Raw genomic sequence first — 14,927 nt, forward strand, 5'->3', positions numbered from 1 at the left:
TCGAGCTTGGACCCACCCCGAGGATAAGTCCAAGGCATAGATAGCACCACTCCGATAAACTCTCTTCATGACCAGTTTGCGGCAACTCGAGTACCTGGTGACCGTCGTCGACACCGGCTCTTTCACCAAGGCCGCCGAATTGCTGCACGTGACGCAGCCCGCGCTGTCGCATCAGGTGCGCGCGCTGGAGAAGGGCGTCGGCGGCCCGCTGCTCGAACGGCTGCCGCGCAGCGTCCGGCTCACCCCGATGGGCCGCGCCATGCTGCCGCACGCCCGCGCCACTCTCGCCGACGCCGAACGCGCGCGGTGCGCCGCCCGGCAGGCGTCCGGGCTGGAGGCCGGGGAACTCCAGATCGCGACGGTCTACTCGGTCGGCATCGGGGTCCTTCCCACGGCGTTGCGGGTCTGGCGCCGGGAGCGGCCGGAGGTCGACGTCCGGCTGGTGGAGTTCCGGCACGCGGACGAGCTCCGGGAGGCCATGGCGGCGGGGGAGGCCGACGTCGCGGTCGGCCCGGTCCCGCCGGGCTGGGACGGGCCGGTCCGCGAAATCGGTGCCGAGGAGTTCGTCGTGGTCCTGCCGATCGACGGGCCGCGCGAGGACGACGGCACCGGCGTCGTCGATCTGGCGACCCTCGCGGACTGTGCGTGGGTGCACTACGCGCCGGGCAACGGGCTCGCCGACCTCGTCGACCAGGCGTGCGCCGCGGCGGGTTTCCAGCCGAGGGCCGCGGTCCGGACCGAGCAGAGCGCGGCGGCCCCGGTGCTCGCGGCGGCCGGACTCGGCCCCGCGCTGGTCCCGGCCAACGTCCTGCCCGAAGGTTTCCGCGGCCGCGTCCTGCGGCCCGAACCGGCGATCCGGCGAACGCTCGCCGCCTACTGCCGCAGCACGCCCGACCCGCTGACCTCGGCCTTCATCGACGTCGTCGCGGGGGAGTGCACGCTCGGATCACCGCACGGTGGCACCTGACAGGTCCACGCCGCCGAACGCCGTCGCCTTGACGTCGCCGACCCGGTCCGCCCAGACGGCGTGCCCGTGCCCGGACCACAGCGGCACGACCGGGAGGTCCCGGAGCAAGTGGTTCTCCACCAGCCGGTAGACCTCGCCGCTCTCGCCCGCTTCGATCTCCTCGGCCGATTTCAGCAGGTCGGCGAACCCATCGCTCTGGTATCCGGTCGCCTTCGCGATCTCGGCCAGCACCTCCTGCGGGCTCGGCGTCAGCAGGGCCACGTCGATCGCGAACGGACCCTGTCCGGGCTCCGGGGCGAGCGGGACGCCGACGGCCGCGGTGACCTGCTCCGCGAGCGGGCGCAGCCAATTCGCCTGTGACTGTCCGAAGTGGACAGGTGTGGCCGGGAACTCCGCCTGGGTCAACAGGGATTTCCCCGCTCCGGCGTCGAAGGTGCAGGGGCGGCAGGTGCTGCTGCGCTCACCCGGCGCGACGGCGGGTGGCAGCAGCGACTTCGCCGGATCCACCTGCTTGCCGAGGGCGCCGGCCTCCAGCGCCGCGCGATCGATCCCGAGCGCGAAGCCGTGCCGGACGGTCGCGTCGGAGAAATGCGGTGCGGTCAGGGGAAATCCGAGGTAGGCGACGGTGGGCAGGGCCCACATCACGTGCCGCTGCGCGAAATCGGCGTGCATGGCCTCGTGGCGATCGCCGGGGACGAACGTGGAAAGGTCGAGCTTCCCGGCCTTGACCTCGTCGTATTGCGCCGCCGCGTCGCCGGTCTTGAGCTCGATCACGCGCGCCTTGCCTGGCGCGTCCGTCACGCGGATCAGTTTGCCGCCCGAGGGCTGCCACGTGCCCTCCAGCCGGAACGGCCCGTTGCCGACGGGCCGTAGCGCGAAACCGGCCCAATCGCGCGAAGTCAGTACTGATGCGGGCAACGGGACCAGGGCGGGCGACGACAGCAGCGCCGGAATTTGACCCGACGGCCGGTCGAGCACGAGCCGGATGGTCAGCGGATCCGGAGCGCTGATCTCCTTGGCGCGCAGGAGATCCTTGACCACCCGAGACGCCTGCCACTGCTCCGCGCCGATCGCCTTCCAGGTGTCCACATAGGACTGCGCGGTCACCGGGGTGCCGTCGTGGAACTTCCCGCCGTCCTTGAGTTTCACCGTCCACGTGATCCGGTCGGCGCTGGTGAACGATTCGGCCGCCCGCGGCGCCGTCTTGCCCGTCGCCGGGTCGTAGTCGGCCAGCGGCGTCCACAGCGCGCCGGCGAGCATCCGCCCGGACTGGTCGTGGACGTCGGCCGGCAGCAGGGTCGCCGGAGCGGCCAAGCCCACGCGAAGAACGTCCGGTGCGGGCGGTTCGCCGGATTCCGTGCAGCTCACCGCGACCAGGGCGGCGGCCAGGAGCGGGACCAGAAGACGCAAGCGCATGGTCATGTCATAGCAGTCCCACACCGACCATTGGCGGTTGTGCGGGCAAAGTGGCGATCATAGGGTGCAGGGACCAGCCTGGGAGGTTTCTGTGCGAGGAAACTGGTTGCTCCGTTCGTGCCTGGCGCTCGCCACGGTCACCGCGACCCTGATCGCCACCGGCCTGCCCGCCGCGGCCTGCGGCGAGGAGGACAAGCCGGCAGGCGAGAAGGTCCGGGTCGCGGGTGCCCCCGGCGCGGTGAAGAACGTCAAGGCCGTCGGCAACGTGCCCGACGCGCAAGGCGCCATCGCCATGGGGTTCCTGCAGTACGGCAAGCGTGACGTCATGGCCGTTTCCGGCGAGTTCGGCCTGAAGGTCTACGACCTCACGAAGAACCCGACCGCGCCGAAGCTGATCGGCGAGGTCAGCCTCCCCGGTCTGTGGGAGACCGAGGACACCGAGGTCGACGTCAAGCGCAAGCTCGTCTTCCTCGCGCGTGACCCGCGGGCCTACGGCGGCACCACGCAGACCGGCGAGTCCGGTATCTACATCATCGACCTGAAGAACCCGGACAAACCGGTCCTCTTGAGCTACACCAAGGTGCCCGCCGGTCACACGACCAGCTGCGTCGACGACTGCCGGTACCTGTGGACCGGCGGCCCCGCGAAGGCCGCGAACCAGCCCGCGGAGTGGGGCGGCCGCCCGATCTGGGTGACCGACATCCGCGATCCGCGCAACCCCAAGACGTTCCCGAACCCGATCGAACTCGCCCGCAACGACGGCAAGACCGACTACGTGCACGACGTCCAGGTCGACGCCGAGGGCGTGGCGTGGGTGTCCGGCCGTGGCGGCGTCCGCGGCTACTGGACCAGCGGTTATCACCGCGATCCCGTGCAAGGCAAGGTTCGCCGCGCGACGCCGTTCGACCCGGTGCCCTACGCGGGCGGCGGGATCGAGGAGACGGCGGCGCCGTCGAAGTTCATGCACAACAGCTTCCACCCGGCCGGGCACCGCTCGGCCGACGGCGCCGACTCGAACCGCTGGCGCGGCCGCGACCTGATCTACGCCACCGAAGAGTCCTTCCTCGACGGGTGTGCCGGTGACGGCGTGCTGACGATCTCGTCGCTGCAGAACTCCTACAACGGCGAAGGCTGGCGTTCGACGCCGGAGAAGCCGTTCCGCCTCAAGTCCGTCGGCACCTGGAGCGTCGCCGGGCAGGAAGGCAGCGACCCGGCGTCGGGTGACTGCTCCGCGCACTACTTCGACATCCGCGGCAAGGTCCTCGTGCAGTCGTTCTACGCGCAGGGCACGCGGTTCCTCGACGTCAGCGACCCGACCGACCCGAAGCAGATCGCCTACTTCCGCCCGGCGGACGCCAGCGCGTGGGCGCCCTACTGGCACAAGGGCTACGTCTATGTCGCCGACAACACTCGCGGAATCGACATCCTGAAGCTCACGGCTTGAGGCAGGATCTTCCCCATGCGCACCATGGGGAAGACTTTGGGGATCACGGCCGCGGTCGTCCTGATCGCGGCCTGCTCCTCGCCGCCACCGCCTGCGGAGATGGCCGTCCGGACCGATTCGGCGCCGGTCGCCGAGGATTTCCCGGAGTTGGGCGAGATCGTCGCGGCCTCGTGGGTCGAGGAGAGGATGGGCGCCTCGGAAGGCCGGATCGAGGCACCCGGACCGTCCGTCTTCAAGCTGTCCGCGGTGGTGAAACTTCGACCCGAAGCCGTGTCGAAGGTGATCAGTGACCTCAAGTGCAAGGCAGGGGTTCCGGACGTGCCGAAACAGCTGAAGGGGCTCCTGACGCCCGGCGTGGCGTGGCTGTCCTGTGGCCTGCCCACGACCACCAAGGCGCGGACCGCTTTCGTGGTCGAGGGCTCCGAACAGGCGTTCCTGCGGTCGAGCACGATGTAGCGGCTCAGTTTTTCAGCTTCGGGTTCCAAGCGGTCAGCGTCAGCTTGCCCGTGGTCCCGAGGTCGGTGTCGACCGTGATCCGCTGCTCCGGGTCACCATTCGCGGCCGCGACCGTCAGGTAGGCGCCTGCTTCCGGCGAACCCACGGTGACAGTGTTCGACCACGAGACGACCGAGAGCAGTGTCGCGCCGGGTTGAATCGTCTGCGCGCTGACACCGGGATCGATCGCCATGTACGACGTCCCGTGCTCGACCTCGACCGCCATCGGCCGCTTTTCCTTGTCCAGCAAGCGGACTTCGGGGTAGCCGGTGAGCGTGCGCGGTGTCGTGCCGCAGTTGGTGAGGGTGAGCACGATCGCGCGATGGCCCAGCGCGGCCTCGACCGGCCCGGATTTCACCGTGACCCCGGTGCCGAGACAGCCCGCCGGTTCGACGGTGCCCGGCACCGGCGTGGGCGCGGGCTGGGGGACCGGCGCCGGTGGCGGCGGCGCACCGCACCCCGCCACGACGAGCAGCAGTCCACTCGCCAACCCCAGTTTCCCCAGCACGCCGAAACCTTATCCAAGTCCGTGAAGGCCCCCTTCACGGACTTGGTGCGGCTCGCCATGTCGCGAAAGCCACTTTCGGGACATCAGACGTCCCGAAAGTGGCTTTCGCGGCACGCGTGGGCCGGTCGCCCGACGGCCCACCACAGAACTCAGGCCAGCAACTCCTGCAGCTCCCGAATCGCGTTGTCCAGTTCGGTCGCGAACAGCTCCATCTCGTGTGCCACGTGCTTCGGCGTGCACAGGTACAGATTCAGCGACTCCGGCAGTAGCACGTACGCGACACCGATGCACTGCGGGCTGGTCGACCCGAAGCCGAAGTACTGGATGTTCACCGACGGCGCCGAGCTGGTGCTCAGGTAGTCGTCGCGCATCTTCAACCAGCCGGGTGACGAGTACAGCGCCGGGGAGTCCTCGACGCCGCGCCGCTTCTGGATCAGCTGCAGCTCCCACAGGTGCTGCTCCGGCGCGTCACCCGCCTGACACTCCTTCGCCCGCGTGACGTGCTTCGCGGCCGCCGCGCGGAAGGCCGCCTGACGCGTCTGCCGATCGGCCTGCGGGTCGTCCATCACCTGGACGAACCACTGCACCTCGGGCGTCACCACTCGCATCGCTTCGGTGCGCCCGTTCTGGTACTGCCGCGTCGCGATCGACTCGTACGTCGCGCCGGTGATCCCCTTCGCCCGCTTGTGCGCGAGCTGGTACGCCATCTGTGCGAAGGCGTCCGGGGACATCCCCAGCTCCTTCGCCCGCTTCGCGCCGAAGTCGGTGAAGGACACCGTCTTCGTAGCGGTCGCGTCGGCGTACTCGGCGAAGGACGCGGCAGCGGCGCGGGCATCCTCGCGCAGCGCTTCACCCAGGACGAACTCGATGACCTCCGACGACGGGACGCCGTCGGCCGGCGGCCGCTCCAGCCTTGTTCCGCTCAGCAGCGCGTCGGTGAACCCGAGGATCGTGGTACCGTCCAGTTCGCAGTGCTCGACGTTGATCCCCGCCGTGCCGTCTTCGAACACGATCAGCGAAACGGCCTTGTCGAACCAGCGGTTCCCGCTGTCGCCGTGCAGCAGGTTGTCGCACGCCTCCTGCGTGTTCGCCGGCGTGAAGTCCTCCAGGCACAGGCAGAACAACGCCGTCTCGATGTCGTCGAGCGCGGCCGCGTTCCCGGCGGCGAGCAGCGCTTCCCGCGTCGACGCCCACTCCGCCCTCGCCTTGGTGGTGAAATGCCCGGCGGCGGTCCGCGGGTCTTCGACGAAGTTCCCCGACTTCACGATCGTCTGCAGTCCCGCGACCAGCTGATCGGGGGAATACGGGCGGCCGTCCGGCGCGATGACGTCCATCCGGAACGGGGTGTCGCGGTGGAAGACCACGATATGCCGCGCCTTCGACGGCCCCGGCCAGTCCTCGCGGTACGGCGTGCGCGCGGTGTCCTGCACGACGCCGGGGATCCGCGTCGCCGAGAACAGGAACTTGTGCTGCACCATCGACTGCGGCTGCCCGCGCAGCACGATCGGCGGTACCAGTTCCTCGTCGAGCTTCAGCTTGTAGTCCACCGCCGACGCCGCCAGTTCGGCCGCGCGCTCCAGCTGACCCAGCGGGGATTCGGTGAACAGGAAGAAGAAGTTCGCGTTGAGCGCGATCCGGTCGCGGCGGCCGAGGTAGCGGTACGGCCAGAAGGTGTCGAGCCAGCTGCGGACGCCTTCCCGCTTGTCGTAGGCCTCGAGCGCGCTCTGCAGTTCGTGCGCCGGGCTTCCTTCCGCGAGGAACTCGGCGACGGCGCCTTCGGTCGCCGCGAGTTCGCCGGGGGTGAGCAGCGGCGAGCACCACTCGAGAAACCGGCGGCAGGTGTCCTCCAGGCTGGGGACGGGGACCCGCGGCAGGATGTCCTCGTTGCCGAACGTGCGGGTGGACGGTTCCGGACTGCTCACGATCATCCTTGATCTCGAAGGGGAAGGGCGTTCAGCGCGGAGGCGAGCCCGCCCGCCGCGCCGTTCGGCCGGGAGACGTACAGCCGCGCGTACAGGCGGCCGCCGTCCTCCAGCCCACGCGGGTCGACGCCCGCGACGGACAGATTGTCCAAGATCTGCGACTGTTCCTCATCCGAGGCGAATCGCCGCTGCCGGAACACGCCGTCGATGCCGGTCGTCTCGTACCCGAAGTCGGCCAGGCTCTCGGCGACCGGCCCGTAGGAGAACATCCGCAGGACGAAATGCGCCATCCACGGCTGGTTTTCCCGCGCTATCCGGACGAGGGTCTTCTCCGTGACGTAGCCGACGCAGCCGGTCGAGATGACGATGTCGACGTCGGCCAGCAGCGCGCGCTGCTCCTCCGTCGGGTCTTCGCTCTCCAGATCCGCGTGGATCGCTTCGTCGATGAAGCCCGCGGCCAGCGCGTAGTCCAGAGCGGGCGCGGAGGCGTCGAGGCCGATGAAGCGGACACCGTCACCGGCGGTGAGCTCTCCGACCATCCGGCGATCCCGCGCGATCAGCTCGTCCCGGCTCAGCGGCTCGCCGTCCCGGTAGTGGTCGTACAGCCGCTCCATCGAGGTGCCGCAGCGGTGCAGCGCCGCGTTGACGCCGTAGGAACAGCCGAGGTCGAGCACCGTCGGGACCGCGACGCCTGCCTCCGCGCGGTACTCGTCGATCAGTTTCGCGAAGTAGGCCTTCGCCTGCTGCGGGATGTCGTAGTCCAGTCTGCGCAAAGTACCGAAGAACGCACGGGGATCGGGCTCGGTGTAGATGTGGTCGAAAGAGATCTTGCCGGTCGAATCGAAAGGCACGGCCAAGCTCCTGACTTAGTCGAGCAGCTGATCGCCCCGGACAGCCGCCGAAGCGACGTGTTCCGGCAGGACCCGGCCGAACAGCTGTCTCGTCCGTTCCGGACTGCCGATGACCCCAGGACGCTCGCTGTACGCGAAGATCGCGGAATGGCGGGCGACTGCCCCTTGAACACTACTCACCCGGTGCAGCGCGAAGCGTCCGCGAAACAGCTGAAGATCGCCAGGACGCAGAGTGAGCCGCCTGATCAGGTGATCACCTTCGCCCGCCAGCACGGCACGGACGTCGTCGAAGTTCTCGGCCGTTTCGGAGCGGATGTTCGGGCAGTATTCGAAGACGCCGCCGTCAGCCGCTTCCTGGGTGAGCATGCTGACCGTGTACTCGTTGGTGTCGAAATGCCACGGATGCGCGCGGCCCGGTTCGATCACGTTGAGCACCAGGCCGGACAGCGGATCGGCGAGTTCGTGCAGTTCGGGGAGCTCGAAGCAGTCGGCCACGAACCGCTGGAACTCGCGGCTCGTGTACAGCTGCTGGATCACCGCGGTCGCCGGGATCCGGTCACGCGCCACGAAGGCGTTGCCGCGTTCCATGATCGTGCGGCCGGGATGGTCTTCCGGCAGCGGAGTGTCGATGGCGATGTTGTAGGCGTTGACGCGTTCGACCTTCGCGTACGCCTCCGGAGCGATTCTCGCGCCTTCTTCACGAAGGGCGTCACGCAACTCCGGACGGATGAAGTCGGCCAGCACACTGCAGCCCGTTTCCCGCAGTTCGGCGCGGGTCCGGGAAACGATTTCGCGCCACGCGGGGCTTCCCGGTTCGGACAACGGATAGCGGGCGGTATCGGCCACCTGGACTGCGCTCGCGGTCATCGACGTCCTCTCGGCTGCCCCGGAAGTGATTCTCGGGTTTAGCACAGAAAACGCCCGCCGCTCCCGCGCCTTGTGAGCGGTGCCACACGGAACGTGACGGCCTCCTGACTCGAGTCAGGAGGCCGTCAGGGACTATTCGTCAGCTGGTGACAAGCGGCAGCAGCGGACGGCGCACCGCGGTCGCGACGCCGTCGGACGCCTGGGCGGCGGCGATCCGCTCCGCCGTCGGCGTGCCGTACTCCGTGGTCCGCTGCCGAAGCGGACGGCCCAGCGGCTCGACCATCGCACGCATGTCGCTGATCGTCTTGTACGACCCGTTGGCCGCACCCGCCATCCGGCTGATCGTCTCCTCCATCAGCGTCCCGCCGATGTCGTTGACCCCGCCCTGGAGCACGGCGCGGCTGCCCTCTTCACCGAGTTTCACCCACGAGCTCTGGATGTTGTCGATCATCCCGTGCAGCAGCAGCCGGGCCAGCGCGTGCACCGCGCGGTTCTCGCGCAGCGTCGTCCCCGCCCTGGCGAGACCGGCGAGGTAGATCGGGGAACTCTGGTGGATGAACGGCAGCAGCACGAACTCGCTGAACCCGCGCCGCCCGTTGCGCTCCAGGCCCTCCCGCTGCAGTTTCGCCAGCAGCTTCAGGTGCCCGACCCAGTGCGCCGGGGTGTCGACGTGGCCGTACATCATCGTCGACGTCGTCGTGATGCCGAGTTTGTGCGCGGTGGTGACGACGTTGATCCATTCGGACGTCGGCAGCTTGCCCTTCGTCAGCACCCAGCGCACGTCGTCGTCGAGGATCTCCGCGGCCGTGCCCGGCAGCGAGTCGACACCGGCCTCCTTCGCGCGCGCCAGCCAGTCCTCGATCGAGAGGTTCGTCCGCGAAGCGCCGTTGACGACTTCCATCGGTGAGTACGAGTGCAGGTGGATGTCCGGCTGACGGCGTTTCACCTCCGCCGCGAGATCGAAGTACGCGGTGCCCGGCAGATCCGGGTGGATGCCGCCCTGCATGCAGATCTCGGTCGCGCCGGCGGCCCACGCCTCGTCGACCCGGTCGCCGACCTGTTCCAGCGAAAGCGTGTACGCGTCGGCGTCGGTGCGGCGCTGGGCGAACGCGCAGAACCGGCAGCCGGTGTAGCAGACGTTGGTGAAGTTGATGTTCCGCGTGACGACGAAGGTGACGTCGTCGCCGTTCACCTCGCGACGCAGGTCGTCGGCGATCTTGGTGAAGGCTTCGAGTTCCGGCCCGTCGGCGTGCAGCAGCGCCAGAGCCTCGTCGTCCGAAAGCCCGGCCGGGTTCTTTTCCGCGCTGCGCAAGGCATCCCGGATGTCGAGGTCGAACCGCTGCGGCGCGGTCTTGATGTTGCCCCTGATCTCGGCCCAGTCGCCGTAGACCGAGTCGAAGTCGCTGCGGCGGTCTTCCGTGCGCCCGACGGTGTCGACCTCGACGTGGAGATCGGTGCGCCCGGCCTCCTTCCAGCCGCCGTCCGGCTCCTGCCACGGGATACCCACCGGGATCGCCTCTTCGATCGCGAGCCCGGTTTCGGTATCGGTCAGCGGCGCGAGGTGCGCGTTCATCCGCGGGTCCAGCCACGGCTCGCCGGCCTTGACGTACTCCGGGTAGATCGGCAGCCGCTCGCGCACGGTGAACCCGAGCGCTTCGGTGCGGCGTTTGAGCTCGTCGATCTGCGGCCACGCGCGTTCGGGGTTCACGTGGTCGGGGGTCAGCGGCGAGACGCCGCCCCAGTCGTCGATACCCGCGTTGAGCATCAGTTCGTACTGCTGGCCGATCAGGTTCGGCGGCGCCTGGATACGCATCCGCGGCCCGAGCACGAGCCGCGCGACGGCGATGGTCGCGGCGAGTTCTTCGAGGTCGGCGTCCGGGGTCGCGCGCATCTTGGTGTCCGGCTTCGCGCGGAAGTTCTGGACGATGACTTCCTGGATGCCGCCGTAGGTCTTCGCGACCTTGCGGATGGCGAACAGCGAGTCGGCGCGTTCCTCGAAGTTCTCGCCGATGCCGATCAGGATGCCCGTGGTGAACGGGACCGAACTGCGGCCGGCGTCCTCCAGCACGCGCAGCCGGACGTCGGGATCCTTGTCCGGCGAGCCGTAGTGCGGGCCGCCCTTCTCGGTGTACAGCCGCTTCGCCGTCGTCTCCAGCATCATGCCCATCGACGCCGAAACCGGCTTGAGCCGCTGGAAGTCCTGCCAGCTCAGCACGCCCGGGTTGAGGTGCGGGAGGACACCGGTCTCTTCGAGGACCCGGATCGCCATCGCCCGGACGTAGGACAGCGTGTCGTCGTAGCCGTGCGCGTCGAGCCAGTCCTTCGCCGCCTTCCAGCGGTCCTCCGGACGGTCGCCGAGGGTGAACAGCGCTTCCTTGACCCCCATCTCGGCACCCTTGCGGGCGATGTCGAGCACCTCGTCGGGGGAGAGGAACGGCGATTCGACGCGGCCGGGAACGGTCGCGAAGGTGCAGTAACCGCAGCGGTCCCGGCACAGCCGGGTCAGTGGGATGAACACCGAACGGCTGTAGGTGACCACGCCGGGGCGGCCTGCCGCGACGAGCCCGGCGTCGCGGACCCGGGAGGCGTGCTCGGACAGCGTCTTGAGGTCGTCGCCGCGCGCCTGGAGCAGGATCGAGGCCTCGGTGATGTCGAGGGTCTTCCCGTCGCGCGCCCTGGCGAGCGCCCGGCGCATCGCCGAGGTGGTGGGGGCGTTCGGGTCAGCAGGGGATGCCATTCCCGCACGCTATGGCCGGACTCGCTCCACCTGCCAGTGTGCAACCCGCCACCGCGTCACCCACGTGGGTAAGGTCACCGTTTTCGCAGGTCAGCGCGTGATCTTGGTTGCCGATCAGCGGGTGCGAGTGTATTACCTAAAGTGTGGCTTCGGTGATCGGCAAGAAGGTCGGCGGGCGGACGTACTACTACCTCGTCACCTCCGCGCGGGTCGACGGCGAACCGCGCGTGGTTTCGCAGCGCTACCTCGGGACCGCCGAGGAGATCGGGCGCGCGATGGAGGGCGACGTCTCAGCCCCCGGCGAAGCGCGTCACCGGACCTTCGGCGACGTCGCGGCGGTATGGGCCACGCTGCGACGGCTCGACTTCGTACGCCGGGTCGACGAAGCCGTCGGACCCCAGCGCGCCGCGACCACCCTCGGGACGCATCTCGCGCTCGCCGTCCTGCACCGGGCGACAGCTCCCGAAACGCGATTAGCCGACTGGTGGCGAGACTCCGTCGCCCGGGAATTCGTCCGGGCGGATCTTCCGAATCACTGGCGCGCCCTGCACCGCCTCACGCCCGAACGGATCGCCCGGATCGAGACCGCCGTCGCCGACGCCGTGCTCTCCTGGTTGGGGACGGGCGACGCCGCGCTCGCCGTGGACGTCCCGCAGTTCGCCACCTTCACCACGGCCGATCCCTGCCGCTGCGAACTCGCCGGACTCGGCCTGGTGGTGACCAAGGACGGCGCGATCCCGCTGGCGTCGCACGTGTACCCACGGGAAGAGGCACCGCCGTTCGCCGCGCTCGCCGAGCGACTCCGCTCGCTGTATCCCGTCACGCTGGTCTTCACCGCGGGCCAAGCGGCGCAACTGGACCTCGGGCGGCACTTCGTCGGCGCGCTCCCGCTTTCGGAGCATCCGGAGCTGCTGTCGAAACCGCCGTCCGCGCGCAGACCCGTCGACCCGGAGCGCTTCGCCGGGCTGACCGCCCTCGACACGAGAGCCGTCGTCGCGGGTGTGCGCCGGCGCGTGATCCTGACCCATTCGGAGACCCTGCACAACGCGCAGGCCCGCGCGTTCGGCGAGGAACTGAGCACCGCGACGCGCGAGCTCGCCGGCCTCGACGCCGCGCTGGCGTCGGGCGTCTACCGGGGCGATCGCGGTCAGGTGAACGCCGAAATCGCGCGGATCACCCGCGGCCGCCGCGTCGAACGGGTGCTCTCCCCTTCCCTGACGGGGACGAAGCCGGGGGAAATCCGCCTGACCTGGAAGGTCGACGACGCCGCCGTCTCGCGGTTGCACGACGAGTTCTTCGGCAAGCAGGTGCTGGTCACCGACCACGACTGGCCGGTGTCCGAGGTCGTTACCGCGTACCGGGCCCGGACCCACCTCGACTCGACGTTCCGCTGGCTGACCGGCCCCGCCGTCACCGGCCCGGCCCCGCGCTGGGACTGGACGCCGCATCGGATCGCAGTGCACACACTCGTCACGGTGCTTGCGTCCACGGTCACGCACCTCATGCGGCGCGAGGCCGACCGCGCCGGGATGAACCTGTCGGTCCGTGAACTGATGGACAGCCTCGCGGGGATAGGGGAGACGGTGCTTCGGTATCCGTCCACCGGCGGCCGCCCGCGGACGCGGCGCCTGCTGACCGAGCGGAGCCCGGAACAGCAGGCGCTCTTCGACCTGTTCGACCTCCCCGGACCCCGCCCCACCACCACCCTCAACGGACAGGCTCCGCCTGACCGGCCTACTCCGACCGATGGATATGCAGCGCGGAGAAGCTCTGCACCACCGGCATCAACTCGATGACGTTGATGTTCACGTGCTCCGGCTGCGAAGCCGCCCAGAAGACGGACTCGGCCACGTCGGCGGCCGTCAGCGGCGTCGTGCCCTTGTAGACGTTGTCGGCCTTGCTCTGGTCGCCCTCGAACCGGACGACGGAGAACTCGGTGCCGCCGACCAGGCCGGGCTCGACGTTGGTCACCCGGACGCCGGTGCCCTGCAGGTCCGCGCGCAGGTTCAGGCTGAACTGGTGCACGAACGCCTTGGTCGCCCCGTAGGCGTTGCCGCCGGGGTAGGGGTAGGAACCCGCGACCGACCCGATGTTGATCACGTGCCCGCGGCCGCGCTCGACCATGCCGGGCAGCAACGCGCGGGTGAGGTGCGCGAGCCCCTTGATGTTCGTGTCGATCATCTGGTCCCAGTCGTCGAGCTTCGCCCGGTGGGCGGGCTCGAGCCCCTTCGCGAGGCCGGCGTTGTTCACCAGCAGGTCGACCTCGGCGAATCCGGCGGGCAGCGTGCCAGGGAGCGCGGCCACCGCGTCGGCGTCCCGGACGTCGAGTTCGAAGGGGAGGACGTTCTCGCCCAGCTCGCCGGCCAGCTTGTCGAGCCGGTCCTTGCTGCGCGCGGCCGCGACGACCTTGGCGCCGTCGGCGGCGAACCGGCGGACGATCTCGACGCCGAACCCGGCGCTGGCACCGGTCACGAAAACAGTCTTCTGGGGCATCAATCAATCTCTTTCAAGAACCGTGCGAACACGTCGTTGAACTCGGCCTCGCGCTCCAGGTTAGGCATGTGCGCGGCGCCTTCGATCACCGCCAGGGTGGAGCCTGGGATGAGGTCGTGCATGAGCTCGGCGTCCGAGACCGGCGTGAACTCGTCCTCGGTTCCGACCACGACGAGGGCCGGTACCGCTACGTGCGTGAGGCTCTCCCTGTAGTCCGGCCGCTCGGCCCGTCCTCTTAGTGCGGCCGCCGCCCCTTCCGGGGGAGTCGTGCGCATCATGCCGAGCACGTGCGCCGCCACGTCCGGCATCGTGCGGACGTTCTCGGGGGAGACCATCTTCGTCAGCACTTCCTCCGCGTAGGGGTTCAGTCCCTCCGCGAGGACGCGGTCCGCCATCTCGTTGCGAACGCGCTTGCCCTCCTCTGTCTCTTCCTGGGGAGAGGTGTCGGCGAGCAGGAGCCCGGCGACACGGTCGGGGTAGGTGCGGTGGAACTCCATGACGATCTGCCCGCCCATGGAGAGGCCACCGAGCACGAAGCGCTCCAGACCGAGGTGATCGGCGAGTCGCGCGATGTCGGCCGCGAAGACGTCGAGTCCGGTCTTCGTGCTCTCCGGCGGCTTGGTCGTTGCGCCGTACCCACGAAGGTCCGCGGTGATGACCCGGTAACCCTCCTGGCTGAAGCGCTCGGCCTGGGGGCGCCACATCGAACGGTTGAAGGGATGGCCGTGGACGAGGACGACCGGCAACCCGGCGCCGAGGTCGTCGTAAGCGACGGAGATGCCGTCGAGTTCCGCAGTGCTCATGAACCCGACGCTAATCGGAGCAATCCTCGCGATCAATACGGTGCAATGTACTCGGAGCAATGTTCTTGCCCAGGAGTTCACCTGAGGTCTCTTGGAGCGATCACCGCGTGATCGCCGGGTCAGGGCTCGTTTATGGCCTCTGACCTGCGCGAATGTCGTTAAGGTACCCCCCTGTTTTCGGGGGTTTCCGGCCATGTAAAGTTCTCTTCGTCGCCAGGGAAACCGGGCGGCCGACCGGGACACGAACCAAGCTCTCGCTCAGTGCGATTGAGTGGGTGTCTCACCAAAAACTGCTAGGAATGACTGCTTCGGATAAGGCCGCGTGACTGTGGTGCGATCTGGGGTGTGTTGCTTGAGAACTCAACAGTGTGCTAGTGAACTAAGCCAGTAGAGCTTATGTATTTGAACCTCGTTTGAGGTTCCT

12 protein-coding genes are annotated in these 14,927 nt (G+C 68.8%); 4 read left to right on the forward strand and 8 right to left on the reverse strand.

Annotated elements, in window-relative coordinates; translation table 11 throughout:
* Positions 1-67 precede the first annotated feature (67 nt).
* Positions 68-967, forward strand: coding sequence for a LysR family transcriptional regulator (locus ACZ1DY_RS10720; RefSeq protein ID WP_465484228.1), 900 nt, complete (start codon positions 68-70; stop codon positions 965-967).
* On the opposite strand, the gene ACZ1DY_RS10725 is transcribed toward ACZ1DY_RS10720, so the two are convergent.
* A complete protein-coding gene (locus ACZ1DY_RS10725; RefSeq protein ID WP_465484229.1) occupies positions 947-2,389 on the reverse strand; it encodes an ABC transporter substrate-binding protein in 1,443 nt (480 codons plus the stop codon). The genes ACZ1DY_RS10720 and ACZ1DY_RS10725 overlap by 21 nt on opposite strands.
* A 100-nt stretch (positions 2,390-2,489) precedes the next feature.
* Between ACZ1DY_RS10725 and ACZ1DY_RS10730 the strand changes: the two genes are divergently transcribed.
* Both ACZ1DY_RS10730 and ACZ1DY_RS10735 read left to right on the forward strand, forming a co-directional pair.
* Positions 2,490-3,827, forward strand: a complete 1,338-nt coding sequence (locus ACZ1DY_RS10730; protein WP_126735649.1) for an LVIVD repeat-containing protein — start codon at positions 2,490-2,492, stop codon at positions 3,825-3,827.
* 15 nt (positions 3,828-3,842) lie between these two features.
* Positions 3,843-4,283, forward strand: coding sequence for a hypothetical protein (locus tag ACZ1DY_RS10735; protein ID WP_465484230.1), 441 nt, complete (start codon positions 3,843-3,845; stop codon positions 4,281-4,283).
* A 4-nt stretch (positions 4,284-4,287) separates the two neighbouring features.
* On the opposite strand, the gene ACZ1DY_RS10740 is transcribed toward ACZ1DY_RS10735, so the two are convergent.
* From ACZ1DY_RS10740 to ACZ1DY_RS10760, 5 genes are all read right to left on the reverse strand, one after another.
* A complete protein-coding gene (locus ACZ1DY_RS10740; RefSeq protein WP_465484231.1) occupies positions 4,288-4,830 on the reverse strand; it encodes a DUF4232 domain-containing protein in 543 nt (180 codons plus the stop codon).
* Between the two features lie 149 nt (positions 4,831-4,979).
* Entirely contained in the window at positions 4,980-6,758 is a 1,779-nt protein-coding gene (locus ACZ1DY_RS10745; protein WP_465484232.1) for a choline/carnitine O-acyltransferase, read from the reverse strand.
* Positions 6,755-7,603, reverse strand: a complete 849-nt coding sequence (locus ACZ1DY_RS10750; protein WP_465484233.1) for a class I SAM-dependent methyltransferase — start codon at positions 7,601-7,603, stop codon at positions 6,755-6,757. The genes ACZ1DY_RS10745 and ACZ1DY_RS10750 overlap by 4 nt, the downstream gene beginning before the upstream one ends.
* A 15-nt stretch (positions 7,604-7,618) precedes the next feature.
* The gene (locus ACZ1DY_RS10755; RefSeq protein WP_257488516.1) at positions 7,619-8,470 is read right to left on the reverse strand and encodes a HalD/BesD family halogenase; all 852 of its coding nucleotides are present in this window, start codon (positions 8,468-8,470) and stop codon (positions 7,619-7,621) included.
* Between the two features lie 139 nt (positions 8,471-8,609).
* The gene (locus tag ACZ1DY_RS10760) at positions 8,610-11,165 is read right to left on the reverse strand and encodes a bifunctional FO biosynthesis protein CofGH (RefSeq protein ID WP_465485636.1); all 2,556 of its coding nucleotides are present in this window, start codon (positions 11,163-11,165) and stop codon (positions 8,610-8,612) included.
* Between the two features lie 185 nt (positions 11,166-11,350).
* On the opposite strand from ACZ1DY_RS10760, the gene ACZ1DY_RS10765 reads away from it, so the two are divergent.
* Positions 11,351-13,003, forward strand: coding sequence for an IS1634 family transposase (locus tag ACZ1DY_RS10765; protein ID WP_465484234.1), 1,653 nt, complete (start codon positions 11,351-11,353; stop codon positions 13,001-13,003).
* Here the strand turns inward: ACZ1DY_RS10765 and ACZ1DY_RS10770 are convergent.
* Both ACZ1DY_RS10770 and ACZ1DY_RS10775 read right to left on the reverse strand, forming a co-directional pair.
* Complete coding sequence (locus tag ACZ1DY_RS10770) at positions 12,942-13,700, reverse strand: SDR family oxidoreductase (protein ID WP_257488514.1); 759 nt, start codon at positions 13,698-13,700, stop codon at positions 12,942-12,944. The two genes, ACZ1DY_RS10765 and ACZ1DY_RS10770, sit on opposite strands and share 62 nt — an antisense overlap.
* Positions 13,700-14,503 (reverse strand): alpha/beta fold hydrolase, encoded by an 804-nt coding sequence (locus ACZ1DY_RS10775; protein ID WP_465484235.1) that lies wholly within the window; start codon positions 14,501-14,503, stop codon positions 13,700-13,702. Before ACZ1DY_RS10775 ends, ACZ1DY_RS10770 begins: the two co-directional genes overlap by 1 nt.
* Positions 14,504-14,927: the final 424 nt, after the last annotated feature.

The sequence above is a fragment of the Amycolatopsis sp. PSD-21 genome (assembly GCF_055561455.1).